This window comes from Salmonella sp. SAL04202 (assembly GCF_046550775.1).
GTDB classification, from domain to species: Bacteria; Pseudomonadota; Gammaproteobacteria; order Enterobacterales; family Enterobacteriaceae; genus Salmonella; species Salmonella enterica.
The window spans coordinates 322,038-340,825 of sequence record NZ_JBGDXK010000003.1 but is presented as its reverse complement, the minus strand read 5'-3'; the positions used below and the strand labels follow the sequence as shown (position 1 = coordinate 340,825).

General features: G+C 52.7%; 16 protein-coding genes. 7 read left to right on the top strand and 9 right to left on the bottom strand.

What is annotated here, in order from left to right:
* Positions 1-759 precede the first annotated feature (759 nt).
* Positions 760-1,050 (top strand): DUF1471 family virulence protein SrfN, encoded by a 291-nt coding sequence (srfN, locus tag ACLJQJ_RS15400; RefSeq protein ID WP_000745961.1) that lies wholly within the window; start codon positions 760-762, stop codon positions 1,048-1,050.
* Positions 1,051-1,273: 223 nt separating this feature from the next.
* Here the strand turns inward: srfN and ACLJQJ_RS15395 are convergent, their stop codons facing one another.
* The 7 genes from ACLJQJ_RS15395 to ACLJQJ_RS15365 all read right to left on the bottom strand — a co-directional run bounded on the left by ACLJQJ_RS15395 (position 1,274) and on the right by ACLJQJ_RS15365 (position 7,143).
* Positions 1,274-1,690: a hypothetical protein gene (locus tag ACLJQJ_RS15395; protein WP_161976010.1), complete on the bottom strand. Its 417-nt coding sequence runs from the start codon at positions 1,688-1,690 to the stop codon at positions 1,274-1,276.
* 299 nt (positions 1,691-1,989) lie between these two features.
* Positions 1,990-2,220: a YgdI/YgdR family lipoprotein gene (locus ACLJQJ_RS15390; protein WP_001172089.1), complete on the bottom strand. Its 231-nt coding sequence runs from the start codon at positions 2,218-2,220 to the stop codon at positions 1,990-1,992.
* An 88-nt stretch (positions 2,221-2,308) separates the two neighbouring features.
* Complete coding sequence (locus ACLJQJ_RS15385) at positions 2,309-3,649, bottom strand: MFS transporter (protein WP_001674927.1); 1,341 nt, start codon at positions 3,647-3,649, stop codon at positions 2,309-2,311.
* A gap of 146 nt (positions 3,650-3,795) precedes the next feature.
* Positions 3,796-4,083, bottom strand: coding sequence for a ferredoxin-like protein FixX (gene fixX / locus ACLJQJ_RS15380; RefSeq protein WP_000203736.1), 288 nt, complete (start codon positions 4,081-4,083; stop codon positions 3,796-3,798).
* Positions 4,080-5,366, bottom strand: coding sequence for an FAD-dependent oxidoreductase (locus ACLJQJ_RS15375; RefSeq protein WP_042312403.1), 1,287 nt, complete (start codon positions 5,364-5,366; stop codon positions 4,080-4,082). Before ACLJQJ_RS15375 ends, fixX begins: the two co-directional genes overlap by 4 nt.
* A 49-nt stretch (positions 5,367-5,415) precedes the next feature.
* On the bottom strand, positions 5,416-6,357 hold the full coding sequence (locus ACLJQJ_RS15370) for an electron transfer flavoprotein subunit alpha/FixB family protein (RefSeq protein WP_063808739.1): 942 nt from the start codon (positions 6,355-6,357) through the stop codon (positions 5,416-5,418).
* 15 nt (positions 6,358-6,372) lie between these two features.
* On the bottom strand, positions 6,373-7,143 hold the full coding sequence (locus tag ACLJQJ_RS15365) for an electron transfer flavoprotein FixA (protein ID WP_063814033.1): 771 nt from the start codon (positions 7,141-7,143) through the stop codon (positions 6,373-6,375).
* Positions 7,144-7,623: 480 nt separating this feature from the next.
* On the opposite strand from ACLJQJ_RS15365, the gene caiT reads away from it, so the two are divergent.
* The 6 genes from caiT to caiE all read left to right on the top strand — a co-directional run bounded on the left by caiT (position 7,624) and on the right by caiE (position 14,807).
* Positions 7,624-9,141 carry an L-carnitine/gamma-butyrobetaine antiporter gene (gene caiT, locus ACLJQJ_RS15360; protein ID WP_000787071.1) on the top strand — a complete coding sequence of 506 codons (1,518 nt, stop codon included), beginning with the start codon at positions 7,624-7,626 and terminating at the stop codon, positions 9,139-9,141.
* A gap of 34 nt (positions 9,142-9,175) precedes the next feature.
* Positions 9,176-10,318, top strand: coding sequence for a crotonobetainyl-CoA dehydrogenase (gene caiA, locus ACLJQJ_RS15355; protein ID WP_005124373.1), 1,143 nt, complete (start codon positions 9,176-9,178; stop codon positions 10,316-10,318).
* A gap of 110 nt (positions 10,319-10,428) precedes the next feature.
* Positions 10,429-11,646 carry an L-carnitine CoA-transferase gene (caiB, locus tag ACLJQJ_RS15350; RefSeq protein ID WP_001016212.1) on the top strand — a complete coding sequence of 406 codons (1,218 nt, stop codon included), beginning with the start codon at positions 10,429-10,431 and terminating at the stop codon, positions 11,644-11,646.
* Between the two features lie 62 nt (positions 11,647-11,708).
* Positions 11,709-13,262, top strand: coding sequence for a crotonobetaine/carnitine-CoA ligase (caiC, locus tag ACLJQJ_RS15345; protein WP_063809497.1), 1,554 nt, complete (start codon positions 11,709-11,711; stop codon positions 13,260-13,262).
* A gap of 53 nt (positions 13,263-13,315) precedes the next feature.
* The gene (gene caiD / locus ACLJQJ_RS15340; RefSeq protein WP_000004376.1) at positions 13,316-14,101 is read left to right on the top strand and encodes a crotonobetainyl-CoA hydratase; all 786 of its coding nucleotides are present in this window, start codon (positions 13,316-13,318) and stop codon (positions 14,099-14,101) included.
* 109 nt (positions 14,102-14,210) lie between these two features.
* The gene (gene caiE / locus ACLJQJ_RS15335) at positions 14,211-14,807 is read left to right on the top strand and encodes a carnitine operon protein CaiE (protein ID WP_000122863.1); all 597 of its coding nucleotides are present in this window, start codon (positions 14,211-14,213) and stop codon (positions 14,805-14,807) included.
* A 77-nt stretch (positions 14,808-14,884) separates the two neighbouring features.
* On the opposite strand, the gene caiF is transcribed toward caiE, so the two are convergent.
* On the bottom strand, positions 14,885-15,280 hold the full coding sequence (gene caiF / locus ACLJQJ_RS15330; RefSeq protein ID WP_000333324.1) for a carnitine metabolism transcriptional regulator CaiF: 396 nt from the start codon (positions 15,278-15,280) through the stop codon (positions 14,885-14,887).
* Between the two features lie 273 nt (positions 15,281-15,553).
* Positions 15,554-18,781: a carbamoyl-phosphate synthase large subunit gene (gene carB / locus ACLJQJ_RS15325; protein WP_001126310.1), complete on the bottom strand. Its 3,228-nt coding sequence runs from the start codon at positions 18,779-18,781 to the stop codon at positions 15,554-15,556.
* Positions 18,782-18,788: the final 7 nt, after the last annotated feature.

Sequence of the window (18,788 nt, the reverse complement as noted above, 5' to 3'; positions counted from 1 at the left end):
AAATAACCATAATTCACTGAAAAATTATTTAGATGAAAAGTTCATTGTTTTTATTTTAGAGATACAACTGCAGACATTACTTCATAAAAAAATACATTATTAAACATACTCTATAGCGCTGTGTTCGTGCCTTTTCCCTTCAGCTACGGTGATTACCCTATGCCGCTACAATAAAATCGCCCCGAAAGAAACACTATCAGTAACAGGCCGCGCAACCATAGACATACAACCGGTAATATCACTCTGGGAAATTAAAACATAACTCAATTCTGTTATGTTGCTTATGAATAAAACTAGCGTATTGCCGCGTGATTCAATAAAAATTACGCCATTAAAAGAAATAATATAAAAACTATTATTTACAGGGAGTTAATTTTCTTTTTAGCTGGCAGTGCATTATTTTACATTGACAACAACATAAAGAGGTGACTATAACAAGATATAAGACGGTCACACCAAATAAGGCTATTTTCAGATAATCAACCGAGGTTATTACCCAAAATAATTCGAGTTGCTTAAAGGCGGCAAGGGAGCGAGTCCCCAGGAGCATAGATAATTATGTGACTGAGGTGAGCGACAAATCTGCCGGGAGCAGATTTGAACGTCGCGTGCGACGGCCCGTCAGGGCGAGGCCCATGGGTGGGCCGAGTAATCCGTAGCCAACCCATAAGCAACCTGAAGTATGAAGGGGATAAATAATTTCGTTACGGATTACTGATATTGCGCAAACCTTATCATCAATGCAACAGGAACAGAACTATGAAAAAACGCATTATTGCCGCCGCATTACTGGCAACGGTTGCTTCATTCAGCACACTTGCGGCAGAACAGGTCTCTAAACAAGAAATCAGCCACTTCAAACTGGTTAAGGTCGGCACCATAAATGTGTCCCAGAGTGGCGGGCAGATTTCCTCACCCTCTGATCTACGCGAAAAACTGTCAGAATTAGCCGATGCGAAAGGCGGAAAATATTATCATATTATCGCTGCACGTGAGCATGGTCCGAATTTTGAAGCCGTTGCCGAAGTTTATAACGATGCGACGAAATAAAGCTCTGATTGCGCCATAACGAGGGCACAGGCATGAAATAATAAGAGAGCGCCAGCAAGGTGCCATGTTACGTCACAATCCACTCAGGGCCGTCTGGAAACAGATGCTGGCCCTCTTTTTTATCAACAGTTCATCCGGGGCTGGCAAGCCGTTGGAATGTGCGCGCGCAGGCAGTAAGCCCTTCGTAAATAAGACGGTTTTGCGGGCTGTTTTAAGATGATATTTAGTGCGCTTTTACCTGCCTGAACCAGTAATTTTCCATTTTCGTTATCCATTTCCCCTTTTTATTTTTCGGTATTACGCCAGCCCAAAGTAATTGCAGCTGTCGGTTATAGGTTCCAATAACGTGTCCACCATACGCCCCTTCAAATGCTATCACCATGGGTCCCTGCCCTTTTACCCCCTCTTGTCCTTCATGGCAATAAAGCGCGTTGCGGTGAGTCACGTCAAGTTCATACTGCACGTTCAGTTTCACACATTTTTCCCCGCAGCCTTCTACTGGCGGCAATATTGTCATGGTATAAGGCGGGTTATCTGCCGTGGTTTTCCATGTTCCGATCAGGTCTTTGCAGGCGTTTATCTCCGTAGCCCCGGAGGCGGCAGAAAATAGCGCGAGAAAATAAAAAGGTATTAGTTTCAGTTTCATTACAGACTCCTGTTCCTTATACCTCATCATTTATACCTAATCATAAGGATAAATGCCCTGCGATATGTTTTTTTCCGGGAAATGTTGAGCCGCTGTTCAGAGAAATGTCGATGAGTGTAACCTCATGTAAGCGGACAGCGCGGTGGGGAAAGCGGGAACACGGGCGAATGGTCTAACGTATTTCGACGTTTTCCGGCGTCCCTGCCTGTTCAGGCATCCGTTTATTCGCATGGGAATAAATGGATGCGCATAAAGAGAGAATATTATTGCGCGGCTAACCAGAAAAAATTGAATTAATTATCCAGCTCGCTCATATTTTTCAGCTGATCGCGGTTAATCTGTTCGGTTTTCCCGGTGGCGGCGTTTTTGTAAGACACCATACCGGTATCGTTATCGACCTCGGGTTTCCCGTCGGTGACAATAGTTTTGCCATCCGTGGTTTCAACCGCCTGGTTAGAAGAGCATCCTGCGACGGTGAATAGTGTTGCTGCGGTAAACAGTGCGGTCATAAGACGTTTTTGCATGGTGTTCTCCCTGCTTTTCAGTTGTTTTAGCATGTGACTGTTAACTGTAGCGTTATTGGCGAAAAGCAGGGAGAAATGCAGAACACTCTTAATGAGGGTTATCCGATGGCGTTCCGCGCAAAGTCATGTTTCCGGTCTGTGTTAGCGTCAAGCCGCGAGTTTCCGGGGCAAACATCACCGATACGCCAAGCCCGACTAACGAAATCAACGCGCCAATCAGCATGACGTTATTAATACCGTAACGAGTAATAAAAATCGGTAATGCCCAGGTGGAGACAATGGTTCCGATGCGGCTTAATGACATGATGACCCCCACGGCCGAAGCGCGAATATCCGTCGGGAAGAGTTCATTAGGATAAAGCCATTGCAGTATGCCCGGTCCGCCGGAAAAGAAGGCGTATACCGCAAACGCCACCACGACCAGTATGATGCCCAGATTTGACACCAGCCCCAGCAGCGCCAGCGCGATAGTCATCATGGCGAAGCTGCCAATAAGCAGAGGGCGACGGCCAATACTGTTTAGCCAGAACATCGCCGGTATACAGCCCAGCATAAAAAAGAGGCTAATCACCACATTGCCGAGCGCCGCGTTGCGCCCCTGCTCCCAGCCGAGTAACCCGACGATCTGCGGCCCAAAGGTATAGATAGCGAACATCGGGATCACCTGACAGGTCCAGATAGCCGCAACGAACAGTACAAACGGAAAATGACGGCGATTAAACAGCTGCAGGAAGCGGGTCTCCTGCGGCGGCTCATCGTCAAAGCAGACCGGTTCGCCGAACAGTTTGATCATCATTTGTTCGCACTCTTTTACCCGTCCTTTTCGCAATAGCCAGCGTGGCGATTCCGGCAGGTCAAAGCGGCCAATCAAAATGATTAAGCACGGGATAAAGGCGCTGCCAAGCATCCAGCGCCAGCCGCCTTCCATGTCATACAGCCAGTAACCCACCAGGTTGGCGCAGGTCGCGCCGACGTACCACATCGCGGCGATAAAACCGATGGAGAACGCGCGCTGGCGGGTGTTGGAAAACTCCGTAATCATGGAAGTGGCGATAGGGTAATCCGCGCCGATAACAATGCCAATTAAAACGCGCATCACCAGCAATTCAAGCGGCGTGGAAACAAACATGGTCGCCACGGAGATAACGCCGATAGCGATAATATCAAGCAGGAACATTTTACGCCGCCCGACTTTATCGCAAATATAGCCAAACAACGAGGTGCCGATAAACAGTCCGGCAAGCGTAGCCGCGCCGAGCGCGCCAATCCATTCAGCATCCAGGTGCAATAGCGGCGTCAGTTGTTCCAGCGCCACGCCAATGATCACCAGCACGTAGCCATCAAGGAACGGGCCGCCGCTTCCCCACAGCATAATTCTGCGATGAATGGAGGAGAATTTAAGGTCATCAAAGTTCCTGGGCTGCTGCATGGTGATGTCCTGTTTCAACACGGGCAAAGCGCATCTGTAGGCCGGATAAGGCGTTTCCGCCGCCATCCGGCATTGGCGCCACATGATTGCCGGATGGTGACGCTACCGCATCTTATCCGGCCTACGGGGGCACAACTTCGTACTTATTAGCCGTAGCGGAACTCCACGCCAAACGTCCCGCGCGGGTATTCCCATTTTTCCAGCGCCGTATCAAGGCCGAGGATCCGGCACGTTCCGCACTCCAGGCACCCGGCGTAATCAAAACGAACACTGCCGTCGTCCTGCTTTTTATACAGTCCCGCCGGACAGGCCTTAATCAGCACCTCCAGCGCCTGTTTATCAGGATCGGTTTTGAGAATGATGTGCGGGCTGTCTTCATCCACATTGAACTTATTGACGCCCAGTTTGACGTCCACATTAACGGGAGATGTCATAATACGGTCACTCCTTTCAGGCCATCTTTCATCAGATTGATGAAGCCCACTTTCTTCGCATGGCGCAGGATTTTTTTACGCATTGGCACCGGCGCGGAGCCATCCACGGTGAACAGGTCGCGCGCGATACTGACCGCCATTTCGGGATAAGCGGTAAACATGCGGGGATTATCAAGAAAAGCTGGCAGTTTCTGATACATGCGCATATCGCGCATCGGACCTTCGTCCAGATGCTGACGGTATTCACCCAGCGACTGCTTGCTAAAATCGTCACGCTTCATCGCCGAAAGCACCGTCTTCGCCGCCGCTTCGCCTGCGGATATGGCGAGATCCATACCCCGGATGGTAAAGCCGAGGTTCATACACATGCCGGCAGCATCCCCGGCAATCAGTACGCCATCGCCCACCAGTTCAGGCTGCATATTCATTCCCGCCTCGGGTACAACGTGCGCGGCATATTCCACCAGCTTGCCACCGGCGATCAGCGGCGCAACTGCCGGATGCTGTTTGAAATCTTCCAGCATTTGCGGGACCGATTTTTTCGCGTCTTTCAGATGATGAAGTCCGCAGACCAGCCCCAGGGAAAGGGTTGTTTCATTCGTATACAGGAAGCCACCGCCCATCAGACCATCGGTTGGCGCCCCGGCAAACAGACAGGCGGCACCTTCGTTGCCCTGTAGCTGGAAACGATCTTCAATGACCGACTTCGGCAATTCGATCAGTTCCTTCACACCGACGGCAACATGCGATGCCTCAACACGCTTTGCCATGCCCAGCTTTTCAGCCAGCAGAGAATTCACCCCGTCAGCGAGAATTACGACTTTGGCTTCCAGAATATCGCCATCGGCTTCCACACCCACGACTTTGCCATCACGCTGAACGACATTATCCACGCGAATACCGGTGATCAGTTGCGCCCCCGCCTCTTCGGCCTGCTCCATCAGCCAGGCGTCAAATTTACTGCGCAAAACGGAATAAGAAACTTGCGACGATGCGGCGTCCTCGCCGTTGCAATAATCCATCGTCATCGCCCCTTTTTCGGTCATAAAGGCGAGTTTTTCGTGGGTGATCATGCGTTCAATGGGGGCCTGATCCGCAAAGCCGGGAATGATGCGTTCCAGGCTATGTGCATACAAACGCCCACCGGTGACATTCTTCGCGCCAGCAGAATTGCCGCGCTCGATAACCAGCACCTGTGCACCTTCGCGAGCAAGCACCAGCGCCGCAACCGAACCGGCCAGACCTGCACCCACGATGATGGCATCAAAGATATCTTCGGACATACGTACTCCTGTCAGCGGCAGGATACCTTCGCATCCTGCCCGAAATGGTTTATCGCGCTAAGGCAGCCGTCAGCGCAGGCAGGATCTTCAGCGCATCGCCAACGATGCCAAAATCCGCATACTGGAAGATTGGCGCGTTTTTATCTTTGTTGATGGCGAAAATCGTCTGCGCGCCGTTGGCGCCGACCATGTGTTGGATCTGCCCGGAGATCCCCACCGCCAGATACAGTTCAGGCTTGAGCATCAGGTTGGAGATACCGACGTAGCGCTCGTGCTCCATCCACTTCTCGTTTTCCGCCACCGGGCGAGAACAGGCCAGCTCGGCGCCAATCGTCTGGCACAGCGCTTCGGCCAGCGAGATATTCTCTTTGCTGCCGATGCCGCGTCCCACGCTGACCACCAGACGCGCTTTGTCGAGGTCAACGCTGTTGCTCTGACGCGCCTGGGTTGCGGTGCGGGTCACGGCAATGGCCGGAGCCTGCCACTGCACGGTGTGCATCTCGCCGCTGCGAGAAGTGTCCGGTTGTTGTGCGTCAAACGTTCCGCTGCTGAGTGTGATCACGGCAAACGGCGAAGCGATGGTTTCTGCCCCTATCGCCAGACCGCCGTAGACCATATGTTTAACCGCCGCTTTTCCATCCTGCAGGGAGACGTCGCTGGCGTCGTTGGAAACCGCAGCCGACAAGCGATAGCCCAGCTTTGCCGCCAACAGCTTGCCCCGACGCGTATTCGGCAGCAGCACCGCGCCGCCCTCGCTATGCTGACGAATAGTCTCAGCCATCGCAGCAGCGTAGTCTTCGATCATGCGGTCTTCTGGTTTGCCGCTGAGCAGCCAGACATGATCCGCGCCCAAATGACATGCTGTCGCGCTGTCCGCTTCGTTCAGTACGAACGCGTTAACTTTTTCACCTACAGCCTGCGCGCCACTCATCAGTTCGGGCAGACGAGAAGGGGTATCACTGAATACCCAGACACTGGAAAATTTGTTCATAACATCCCCTGATAATTAAATGATTTTGCGCAGATTCTCGACAAACGCGGCGATTTGTTCTTCACCGTCACCTTCAATCACCACACGCTGACGCTCGCGCTGCTTCGGTGCGGCAACCTGTTGTGCGGAATACGCGGGTACGCTGTTCAGCCCGATATCCGCAGGCGACCAGACCTGAACCGGTTTTTTCGCCGCGCCAAGAATGGCTTTCATCGAAGGGATTTGTGGGGTGTTAATGTCGGTGGAAACCGCGATCACCGCCGGGAGCGGGATGCTCAGCGTTTCAACTTCATCTTCCAGTTCGCGTTCTACCGTCAATGTGCTGTCGGTAAGAGAGAGGATTTTACTCACGCCGTTAATCGCCGGAATGTTCAGCGCTTCGCCCACCAGCAAACCAACCTGCTGAGCATAAAGATCGGAAGAACCGTCGCCGCAGATAAGTAGATCGAAACCTGATTTTTGCGCCGCGGCGGCCAGCGCGGTAGCAGTTTGTTGCGGCAGCGCCTGCTCAAATTGATCGTCAATGACCACAATCAGTTCATCAGGGCCACGAGAGAGGACATCTTTGCGCCCTTTTGCATTAGTCAGCGCTTTGCCGCCAACGCTCATGGCGACAACCTGAGCGTCTCCCAACTGCTGTTTTAACTGGCAAGCAGCTTCAATTGCATTCAGATCATATTGGCTGATTTTGCTATCCGCTTTGCTGAAATCGAGTGTTCCGTCAGCATTATTAATCGCAATATCCTGCTCATCAGGTACGCATTTGTAGCAAGTAATTATCTTCATTGCATCTCCAGAAATCATGAAGGAAACGTATTTATATCGGCGGTGTTAAATACAGATATCACGCTCTTTAATTCGGAAATAAAACCTTAATCACCAATATTGAAAATGTCACACATTGATATTCGTAACTTTCAATAGTGTTACGCACCTCACCAATATTGAAAGAAATATGCCAAATATGAAAATTTTCAATATTGTTTGCTGGCTCAACAATATTGAACGCCAGATACTTAAAAAAGTTAAAAAACCACAACCAACAGATTGATAAATAAAGCAAAAATCAAAATTTAAACACAAAATAATCAACGCAAAAAAGTGTGACGAAGATAACAGAATCACCCGAAGTGAATACCCATCATGAGTTACTCATTGAGGCGTCCCAGAGGTTAAAAACTTATCAACAAATCATTAATAATAAATAAACAAACGTTCATGGACTGGCACGCTAAATAAATTTCGTTTTCACACTGGAATTCACTTATGAAAAATGAAAAGAAAAAATCGGGAATTGAACCGAAGGTTTTTTTCCCGCCATTAATAATTGTCGGGATACTTTGCTGGCTAACAGTAAGAGATCTTGATGCCGCTAACGTCGTTATTAATGCGGTATTCAGTTATGTCACCAATGTCTGGGGTTGGGCATTTGAATGGTATATGGTCGTCATGCTCTTCGGCTGGTTCTGGCTGGTTTTTGGCCCCTATGCTAAAAAGAGATTAGGCGACGAAAAACCGGAGTTTAGTACCGCCAGCTGGATTTTCATGATGTTCGCCTCCTGTACATCAGCTGCAGTTCTGTTCTGGGGCTCTATTGAGATCTACTACTATATCTCCACCCCGCCGTTCGGTCTGGAACCAAATTCCACCGGCGCGAAAGAGATAGGTCTGGCGTACAGCCTGTTCCACTGGGGGCCATTGCCGTGGGCAACCTATAGCTTCCTTTCCGTGGCCTTCGCCTACTTCTTCTTTGTACGCAAGATGGATGTCATCCGCCCCAGCTCCACGCTGGTACCGCTCGTCGGTGAAAAGCATGCGAAAGGGCTGTTCGGTACCATTGTCGATAACTTCTACCTGGTGGCGCTGATCTTCGCGATGGGCACCAGCCTCGGGCTGGCTACCCCGCTGGTCACCGAGTGTATGCAATGGCTGTTCGGTATTCCGCATACGCTGCAATTGGATGCCATCATCATTACCTGCTGGATCATTCTGAACGCGATTTGCGTGGCCTGCGGCCTGCAAAAAGGGGTCAGAATCGCCAGCGATGTGCGTAGCTACCTGAGCTTCCTGATGCTCGGCTGGGTGTTTATCGTCAGCGGCGCCAGCTTCATCATGAACTACTTCACCGACTCCGTCGGGATGCTGTTAATGCACCTGCCACGGATGCTGTTCTATACCGATGCCATCGGTAAAGGCGGCTTCCCGCAGGGCTGGACCGTTTTCTACTGGGCGTGGTGGGTTATTTACGCCATCCAGATGAGTATCTTCCTGGCCCGTATTTCCCGTGGTCGTACCGTACGTGAACTGTGCTTCGGGATGGTACTGGGCCTGACCGCGTCTACCTGGATCCTGTGGACTGTCCTTGGCAGTAACACACTGCTGCTGATGGATAAAAACATCCTCAACATTCCGCAGTTGATTGAACAACACGGCGTGGCGCGCGCCATTATCGAAACCTGGGCCGCCTTGCCGCTCAGCACCGCCACCATGTGGGGCTTCTTCATCCTCTGCTTTATTGCCACCGTTACGCTGATTAACGCCTGCTCTTACACCCTGGCGATGTCGACCTGTCGCGAAGTTCGCGATGGTGAAGAGCCGCCTCTGTTAGTGCGTATCGGCTGGTCAGTGCTGGTCGGCATCATCGGTATCGTTCTGCTGGCGCTGGGTGGGTTGAAGCCGATTCAGACCGCGATTATCGCCGGAGGATGCCCGCTGTTCTTCGTCAACATTATGGTGACGCTGTCCTTTATTAAAGACGCCAAAGTGCACTGGAAAGACAAGTAATTCTTATTAACCCAATTGATCAAGAGGCTGAAAGATGGATTTCAACTTAAATGACGAACAGGAGCTGTTTGTCGCCGGTATTCGTGAACTGATGGCCAGTGAGAACTGGGAAGCTTATTTTGCCGAGTGCGATCGTGACAGCGTCTACCCTGAGCGTTTTGTAAAGGCGCTGGCGGATATGGGCATTGATAGCCTGCTGATCCCGGAGGAACACGGCGGTCTGGAAGCGGGTTTTGTTACCGTCGCCGCCGTCTGGATGGAGCTGGGACGTCTTGGCGCGCCAACTTACGTGTTGTACCAATTGCCGGGAGGTTTTAACACTTTCCTGCGTGAAGGGACTCAGGAGCAAATTGATAAAATCATGGCGTTCCAGGGCACCGGTAAGCAGATGTGGAACTCTGCTATCACCGAACCGGGAGCGGGATCGGATGTTGGTAGTCTGAAAACCACTTATACACGCAAAAATGGTAAGGTTTATCTTAATGGCAGTAAGTGCTTTATCACCAGTAGCGCCTATACCCCGTACATCGTGGTCATGGCGAGAGACGGTGCATCGCCGGATAAACCGGTTTACACCGAGTGGTTTGTTGACATGAGCAAAGCGGGTATCAAGGTCAACAAACTGGAGAAACTTGGTCTGCGCATGGATAGCTGCTGTGAAATCACCTTTGACGACGTTGAACTGGACGAAAAAGACATGTTCGGTCGGGAAGGTAACGGCTTCAACCGCGTGAAAGAAGAGTTTGACCATGAGCGCTTCCTCGTCGCGCTGACCAACTACGGTACCGCAATGTGCGCTTTTGAAGACGCTGCGCGTTACGCTAATCAGCGCGTGCAGTTTGGTGAAGCTATTGGCCGTTTCCAGCTGATTCAGGAGAAGTTTGCGCATATGGCGATCAAACTGAACTCCATGAAAAATATGCTGCTGGAAGCCGCGTGGAAAGCGGATAACGGCACCATTACCTCCGGCGACGCGGCAATGTGCAAATACTTCTGCGCCAACGCCGCGTTTGAAGTGGTAGACACCGCCATGCAGGTACTGGGAGGTGTTGGTATCGCGGGCAACCACCGCATCACGCGTTTCTGGCGTGACCTGCGCGTTGACCGTGTTTCTGGTGGTTCTGACGAAATGCAGATCCTGACGTTGGGTCGTGCGGTACTCAAGCAATACCGCTAATCGATCCCTTGTAGGCCTGATAAGACGCGGGGCGTCGCCATCAGGCAATCATGCCGGATGGCGCTGTGCTTATCCGGCCTACATACCGCAAAAAATGCCAGGAGAAAATGATGAATCATTTACCAATGCCAACCTTTGGCCCGCTTGCTGGGGTACGCGTTGTTTTTTCAGGAATCGAAATCGCCGGTCCATTCGCCGGACAGATGTTCGCCGAATGGGGCGCCGAGGTTATCTGGATTGAAAACGTCGCATGGGCCGATACCATTCGCGTACAGCCTAACTACCCGCAGCTCTCACGCCGCAACCTGCACGCCCTGTCGCTGAATATTTTCAAAGATGAAGGTCGGGAAGCATTTCTGAAACTGATGGAAACCACCGATATTTTCATTGAAGCCAGTAAAGGCCCGGCCTTTGCCCGCCGTGGTATTACTGATGAAGTGCTGTGGGAACATAACCCGAAACTGGTCATTGCCCACCTTTCCGGCTTCGGCCAGTATGGTACCGAGGAGTACACCAATCTTCCGGCGTATAACACCATCGCGCAGGCATTCAGTGGTTATCTGATCCAAAACGGCGACGTTGATCAGCCGATGCCAGCCTTCCCGTATACCGCCGATTACTTCTCCGGGATGACCGCGACGACAGCCGCGCTGGCAGCCCTGCACAAAGTACGCGAAACGGGTAAAGGTGAAAGCATCGATATCGCCATGTACGAAGTGATGCTGCGCATGGGTCAGTATTTCATGATGGACTACTTCAACGGCGGCGAAATCTGTCCACGTATGACGAAAGGGAAAGACCCCTACTATGCCGGTTGCGGCCTGTATAAATGCGCCGATGGTTACATCGTCATGGAGTTGGTCGGCATCACGCAAATCAACGAGTGTTTTAAAGATATTGGCCTGGCCCACATTCTCGGTACGCCGGAAGTTCCGGAAGGCACGCAGCTCATCCATCGCGTGGAATGCCCTTACGGCCCGCTCGTCGAAGAGAAACTGGACGCCTGGCTGGCAACACACACCATCGCCGACGTTCAGGCGCGTTTTGCTGAGCTGAATATCGCCTGTGCGAAGGTGCTCACCATTCCGGAACTGGAAGGTAACCCGCAGTACGTTGCCCGCGAATCGATTACTCAGTGGCAAACAATGGACGGTCGCACCTGTAAAGGGCCGAACATCATGCCGAAATTTAAAAACAACCCGGGGAAAATCTGGCGTGGCATGCCGTCACACGGCATGGATACCGCCGCCATTCTGAAAAACATTGGTTATAGCGAAGCAGATATTAAGGAACTGGTCGGCAAAGGCCTGGCCAAAGTTGAGGATTAAACGCGATGCGCTAATCGGTTTTCCGGTTAGCGCTCACGCCTGATTTCAGTGGATAAAGCAATATGGATATCGTTGGCGGACAAAACTTACGTCAGATGTGGGACGACCTGGCCGGGGTGTACGGAGATAAAACGGCGCTAATTTTCGAATCCTGTGAGGGAATCGTTCGGCAGTTTAGCTATGCTTCGCTCAATGAAGAGATTAACCGCACGGCGAACCTTTTTTATTCCTTAGGGATCCGCAAGGGTGATAGGGTCGCGCTGCATCTGGATAACTGTCCGGAATTCATCTTTTGCTGGTTTGGACTGGCAAAAATCGGCGCCATTATGGTGCCGATTAATGCCCGCTTACTGGGCGAAGAAAGCGCCTGGATCCTGCAAAACAGCCAGGTGAGTCTGCTGGTTACCAGCGCCCAGTTTTATCCTATGTACCGTGAAATACGCCAGGACAAGAGCACTCCGCTTAATCATATCTGTCTGATTGGCGAGCAGCTTCCGGCTGACGATGGCGTGAGCCACTTTACCCAACTACAAGCACGTCAATCGGCCACGCTGTGCTATACGCCCGCGTTATCCACTGACGATACAGCGGAAATTCTGTTTACCTCCGGTACCACCTCGCGTCCAAAAGGGGTGGTGATTACCCACTATAACCTGCGTTTTGCAGGCTACTACTCTGCCTGGCAAATCGCCCTGCGCGATGATGACGTGTACATGACGGTGATGCCCGCGTTTCATATCGATTGTCAGTGTACCGCCGCAATGCCTGCATTCTCCGCTGGCAGCACCTTTGTCCTGCTAGAGAAGTACAGTGCCAGGGCCTTCTGGGATCAGGTACGTAAATATCAGGCGACGGTGACCGAGTGCATCCCGATGATGATCCGCACGCTGATGGTCCAGCCCGCCGCGCCAACGGACAGGCAGCATCATCTGCGCGAAGTGATGTTCTATCTCAATCTATCCGCGCAGGAAAAAGACGATTTTACCGAACGCTTTGGCGTCAGGCTGCTGACCTCTTATGGTATGACTGAAACCATTGTCGGAATTATTGGCGACCGTCCCGGAGACAAACGGCGCTGGCCTTCCATTGGTCGCGTGGGTTTTAGCTATGAAGCTGAAATTCGCGACGATCAAAATCGCCCGCTGCCCGCCGGAGAAATTGGCGAAATCTGTATTAAAGGCATTCCCGGCAAGACTATCTTCAAAGAGTATTACATGCAGCCGGAGGCAACCGCCAGGGCGCTGGAACCAGAGGGCTGGTTACATACCGGTGATTCGGGTTACCAGGATGAGGATGGCTATTTCTATTTTGTCGACAGACGCTGCAACATGATTAAACGCGGCGGGGAAAATGTCTCCTGCGTCGAGCTGGAAAATATTATTTCTGCACATCCGAAAATTCAGGACATTGTAGTGGTTGGTATTAAAGATGCGATCCGTGATGAAGCCATTAAAGCATTTATTGTCCTTAATGAAGGTGAAACATTAAGCGAGGCCGAGTTTTTCAGCTTCTGCGAAAACAATATGGCGAAATTCAAGGTTCCCTCTTTTATGGAGATCAGGACCGACCTGCCGCGCAACTGTTCAGGAAAAATAATCAAAAAAAATCTGAAATAAACCTTCCGGCAGGAATCCCTCCCGCCGGGAAACTATTTATCTGGAGATGAACTATGAGTGAGTCATTACATCTGACCCGTAACGGCCCGATCCTGGAAATTACCCTCGACCGACCTAAAGCGAATGCCATTGATGCCAAAACCAGCTTTGCAATGGGTGAAGCTTTTCTTAATTTCCGTGACGATCCGGAATTACGCGTAGCAATCATTACCGGCGGCGGTGAGAAATTCTTTTCTGCTGGCTGGGACTTAAAAGCGGCAGCGGAAGGTGAAGCGCCGGATGCCGATTTTGGTCCCGGCGGCTTTGCTGGTTTAACCGAAATATTTGACCTCGATAAGCCGGTTATCGCCGCGGTGAACGGCTACGCGTTTGGCGGCGGTTTTGAGCTGGCGCTGGCGGCGGACTTTATTGTCTGCGCCGAAAACGCCAGCTTCGCGCTGCCGGAAGCAAAGCTCGGCATCGTGCCTGACAGCGGCGGCGTATTGCGTCTGCCTAAGCTGCTGCCACCGGCTATCGTCAACGAAATGGTGATGACCGGCAGACGAATGAGCGCCGAAGAAGCGCTGCGTTGGGGGATCGTAAACCGCGTTGTCAGCCAGAGCGAACTGATGGATAGCGCGCGCGAACTGGCGCAACAACTGGTCAATAGCGCCCCGCTGGCTATCGCGGCGCTGAAAGAGATTTATCGCGCGACCAGCGAAATGCCGGTAGAAGAAGGCTACCGCTACATCCGCAGCGGCGTGCTGAAGCATTATCCGTCGGTACTGCATTCAGAAGATGCGCTCGAAGGACCGCAGGCATTTGCCGAAAAACGCGATCCGGTGTGGAAAGGTCGTTAATGTGACTATGCCGGATGGCGCTTCGCTTATCCGGCCTACAGCACATGCGCAACCGTAGGCCGGATAAGGTGTTTACGCCGCCATCCGGCAAAAAAACCGAGGTACAACTATGAGCTATTACGCCTTTGAAGGACTGATCCCGGTGGTGCATCCGGACGCGTTTGTCCATCCCAGCGCCGTGCTGATTGGCGATGTCATCGTGGGCGCCGGTGTTTATATTGGCCCACTCGCGTCATTGCGTGGGGATTATGGTCGCCTGATCCTGGAGGCAGGCTCTAATCTGCAGGATGGCTGCATTATGCATGGCTACTGCGATACCGATACCATCGTGCATGAAAACGGCCATATCGGCCACGGCGCTATTCTACATGGCTGCGTGGTGGGACGGGATGCCCTGGTCGGCATGAATAGCGTCATTATGGACGGCGCAGTGATTGGCGAAGAGAGCATTGTCGCCGCCATGAGTTTTGTCAAAGCCGGATTTCAGGGTGAGGCAAGGCAACTGCTGGTGGGTTCACCGGCGCGCGTACTACGCCAGGTGACGGACCAGGAGCTGCACTGGAAACGCCTCAATACCAAAGAATATCAGGATCTTGCGATCCGTTGTCGAACGGGGTTATCTGAAACGAAGCCGTTAACGCAGGTCGAAGAAAACCGACCGCGCCTGAAAGGCACGACGGACGTGAAGCCAAAATCAGCACAGTAATTGATGCCGGATGCGCTCACGCTTATCCGGCCTACGCGTCAATTACCGTTTACCCCGCCATCAGGTTAAACAGACAATTAGCGACGCATACTCTTGGAGAGCATCATCTGCCATTTCTGCTCACGGTTTAGCTCTGTGGGGGGAACGGCAGACAGCCGCGGCGCTTTCGCCACGCTCACTTTTCTTTCCTGCAAATTATGATTCAATCGGCGATAGAGTTGAGAGTCGATACTCACGACTTTCACCAGACGCTGGCACTGGCAGCCTCGTCCTGCAATTTGGTTAGGGATCATCTTCACTTCACAAACAATTTCCCCCACTTCTGACAGAATATAGGAGAGCGTATTAATTGCTTTGCAATGTTCAATATCAAATTGACGGGAAATCTCCCTGGCAGTGATCCATCGGTTCTCTGCCATCATCCAGTCAGCAATTAACAAATAAAGCGGTCTTTCAACATATTTTTCACACATAAGCACACCATTTCACAAATTAAAAATCTGGCTACGGCCTGTCCAAACTAATAAAAACTAAGCCATATTAAAATTGTGGATATGCAAGATAGTATGCGACTTAAATATTGATTAGTGTGAGCAATATCGTGCTTATTACATTGAAAATGTGGTTACGGAAACGGACTTCTCCAGGAATGACCTTACGCAAGATAAAAAAAGGGTTTCTTTACAGAAACCCTTTCAACATTATATTACAGGTCCGGTTAGAGCAATATCCGCCGGACCCTTTGTTTACGACTTTTTGATCTGCGCGTGCATTTCCTGCACCGAGGTTACCTTCTCGGTGGCATCGGCATTGAGCGCCATCGTCGTGGCAAAACCGCCGTTCAGCGTGGTGTCATAATGCACTTTATACTGCAGCGCGCTGCGGCGAATCACCCTGGAGTCTTCAATCGCGCGGCGGCCTGCGGTGGTGTTGATGATGTAGGTATATTCGCCATTCTTGATACGGTCCTGAATGTGCGGACGACCTTCGTGCACCTTGTTCACCAGACGCGGGTTGATACCGGCTTCGCCCAGCACAATCGCCGTACCGTGGGTGGCATCCAGCTCAAAGCCCTGTTTCAGCAGCTTGGCGGCGAGATCCACCACGCGCTCTTTGTCGCCTTCGCGGACGGAGAGCAGCGCACGGCCCTGTTTCTTCATGGTGGAGTTACTGCCCAGCTGCGCCTTAGCGAACGCTTCCGCGAAGGTACGGCCGACGCCCATCACTTCCCCGGTGGAGCGCATTTCTGGCCCTAACAGCGGGTCAACGCCCGGGAATTTGTTAAACGGCAACACCACTTCTTTCACCGAGTAGTACGGCGGGATAATTTCTTGGGTCACGCCCTGCTCGGTCAGCGATTTGCCGGCCATCACGCGCGCCGCCACTTTCGCCAGCGGTACGCCGGTGGCTTTAGAGACGAACGGTACGGTACGCGCCGCACGCGGGTTGACTTCAATCAGGTAGACTTCGTTGTCCTTGACCGCAAACTGCACGTTCATCAGGCCGCGCACCTGCAACTCGAAGGCCAGCTTCTGCACCTGCTGGCGCATCACGTCCTGAATTTCCTGGCTCAGGGTGTAGGCTGGCAGGGAACAGGCGGAGTCGCCGGAGTGTACGCCCGCCTGCTCGATGTGCTCCATAATGCCGCCAATCAGCACCATTTCGCCGTCGCAGATAGCGTCCACGTCCACTTCAACCGCGTCATCAAGGAAGCGGTCCAGCAGCACCGGCGCATCGTTAGAGACGCTGACCGCCGTCTGGAAGTAGCGACGCAGATCGGCTTCGTCATAGACAATTTCCATCGCCCGGCCGCCCAGCACGTAAGAAGGACGTACCACCAGCGGGTAGCCGATCTCTTTCGCCTTCTCAACCGCTTGTTCAATGGCGGTGACGGTGGCGTTGGCCGGTTGCTTCAGCTTCAGACGGTCAACCGCATGCTGGAAGCGTTCACGGTCTTCCGCGCGGTCGATGGCGTCCGGGCTGGTGCCGATAACCGGCACGCCTGCCGCTTCCAGCGCGCGCGCCAGCTTCAGCGGCGTCTGGCCGCCGTACTGCACGATAACGCCTTTCGGCTTCTCGATGCGCACGATTTCCAGCACGTCTTCCAGCGTCACCGGCTCGAAGTACAGACGGTCGGAAGTGTCGTAGTCGGTGGAGACGGTTTCCGGGTTACAGTTGACCATAATGGTTTCGTAACCGTCTTCGCGCAGCGCCAGCGAGGCGTGTACGCAGCAGTAGTCAAACTCAATGCCCTGGCCGATACGGTTCGGGCCGCCGCCGAGGACCATGATTTTGTCGCGGTCAACGGACGGGTTCGCTTCGCACTCATCTTCATAAGTGGAGTACATGTAGGCGGTATCGGTGGCGAATTCCGCCGCGCAGGTATCCACACGCTTGTAGACCGGATGCAAGTCATACTGGTCACGCAGCTTACGGATTTCCGCTTCGCGTACGCCCGCCAGTTTCGCCAGACGCGCATCGGCAAACCCTTTACGCTTCAGCTGACGCAGGAAGTCGGCGTTGAGGCCGGTAATACCGACTTCAGCCACTTTCTCTTCCAGACGCACCAGCTCTTCAATTTGCACCAGGAACCAGCGGTCGATGTTGGTCAGGTTGAACACGCCGTCGACGGAGAGGCCTGCGCGGAAGGCATCGGCGATATACCAGATACGATCTGCGCCCGCATCTTTCAGCTCGCGGCGGATTTTGGTCAGCGCTTCCGGGTCGTCGAGGCTGACTTTCGGGTCGAAGCCGGTGGCGCCCACTTCCAGGCCGCGCAGCGCTTTTTGCAGGGATTCCTGCTGGGTGCGGCCAATCGCCATCACTTCCCCGACCGATTTCATCTGGGTGGTCAGACGGTCGTTAGCACCGGCGAATTTCTCGAAGTTAAAGCGCGGAATTTTGGTGACAACGTAGTCGATAGACGGCTCGAAGGAGGCCGGTGTACGGCCACCGGTGATGTCGTTCATCAGCTCGTCGAGGGTATAACCCACCGCCAGTTTGGCGGCTACCTTGGCAATCGGGAAACCGGTGGCTTTCGACGCCAGCGCCGAGGAGCGGGAGACGCGCGGGTTCATTTCGATAACGATCAGACGACCGTTTTTCGGGTTCACTGCGAACTGGACGTTAGAACCGCCGGTTTCGACGCCGATTTCACGCAGTACCGCCATCGAGGCGTTACGCATGATTTGGTATTCTTTGTCGGTCAGCGTCTGGGCGGGCGCCACGGTGATGGAGTCGCCGGTATGGATGCCCATCGCATCGAAATTTTCGATGGAGCAGACGATGATGCAGTTGTCGTTTTTATCACGCACCACTTCCATCTCGTACTCTTTCCAGCCGATCAGCGATTCATCAATCAGCAGCTCGTTGGTTGGCGAGAGGTCCAGACCGCGTTCGCAGATTTCTTCGAACTCTTCACGGTTGTAAGCGATACCGCCGCCGGTGCCGCCCATGGTAAAGGACGGACGGATGATGCACGGGAAGCCCACGTCAGCGGCAACCGCCAGCGCTTCTTCCATAGTGTGCGCGATACCAGAACGCGCGGTGTCGAGACCAATTTTCTTCATCGCGATATCGAAGCGACGACGGTCTTCGGCTTTATCAATGGCGTCGGCGGTGGCGCCAATCATGGTGACGCCGAACTCTTCGAGCACGCCCTGCCGCTCCAGCTCCAGCGCACAGTTCAGCGCCGTCTGGCCGCCCATGGTCGGCAGCACTGCATCCGGACGCTCTTTTTCAATGATTTTGCGCACCACTTCCCAGTGAATCGGCTCGATGTAGGTGGCATCGGCCATTTCCGGGTCGGTCATGATGGTGGCCGGGTTAGAGTTCACCAGAATGACGCGATAGCCCTCTTCGCGCAGCGCTTTACACGCCTGAGCGCCGGAGTAGTCAAACTCACACGCCTGACCGATAACAATCGGGCCCGCGCCCAGAATCAGGATGCTTTTTATATCTGTACGTTTTGGCATTTTGTTG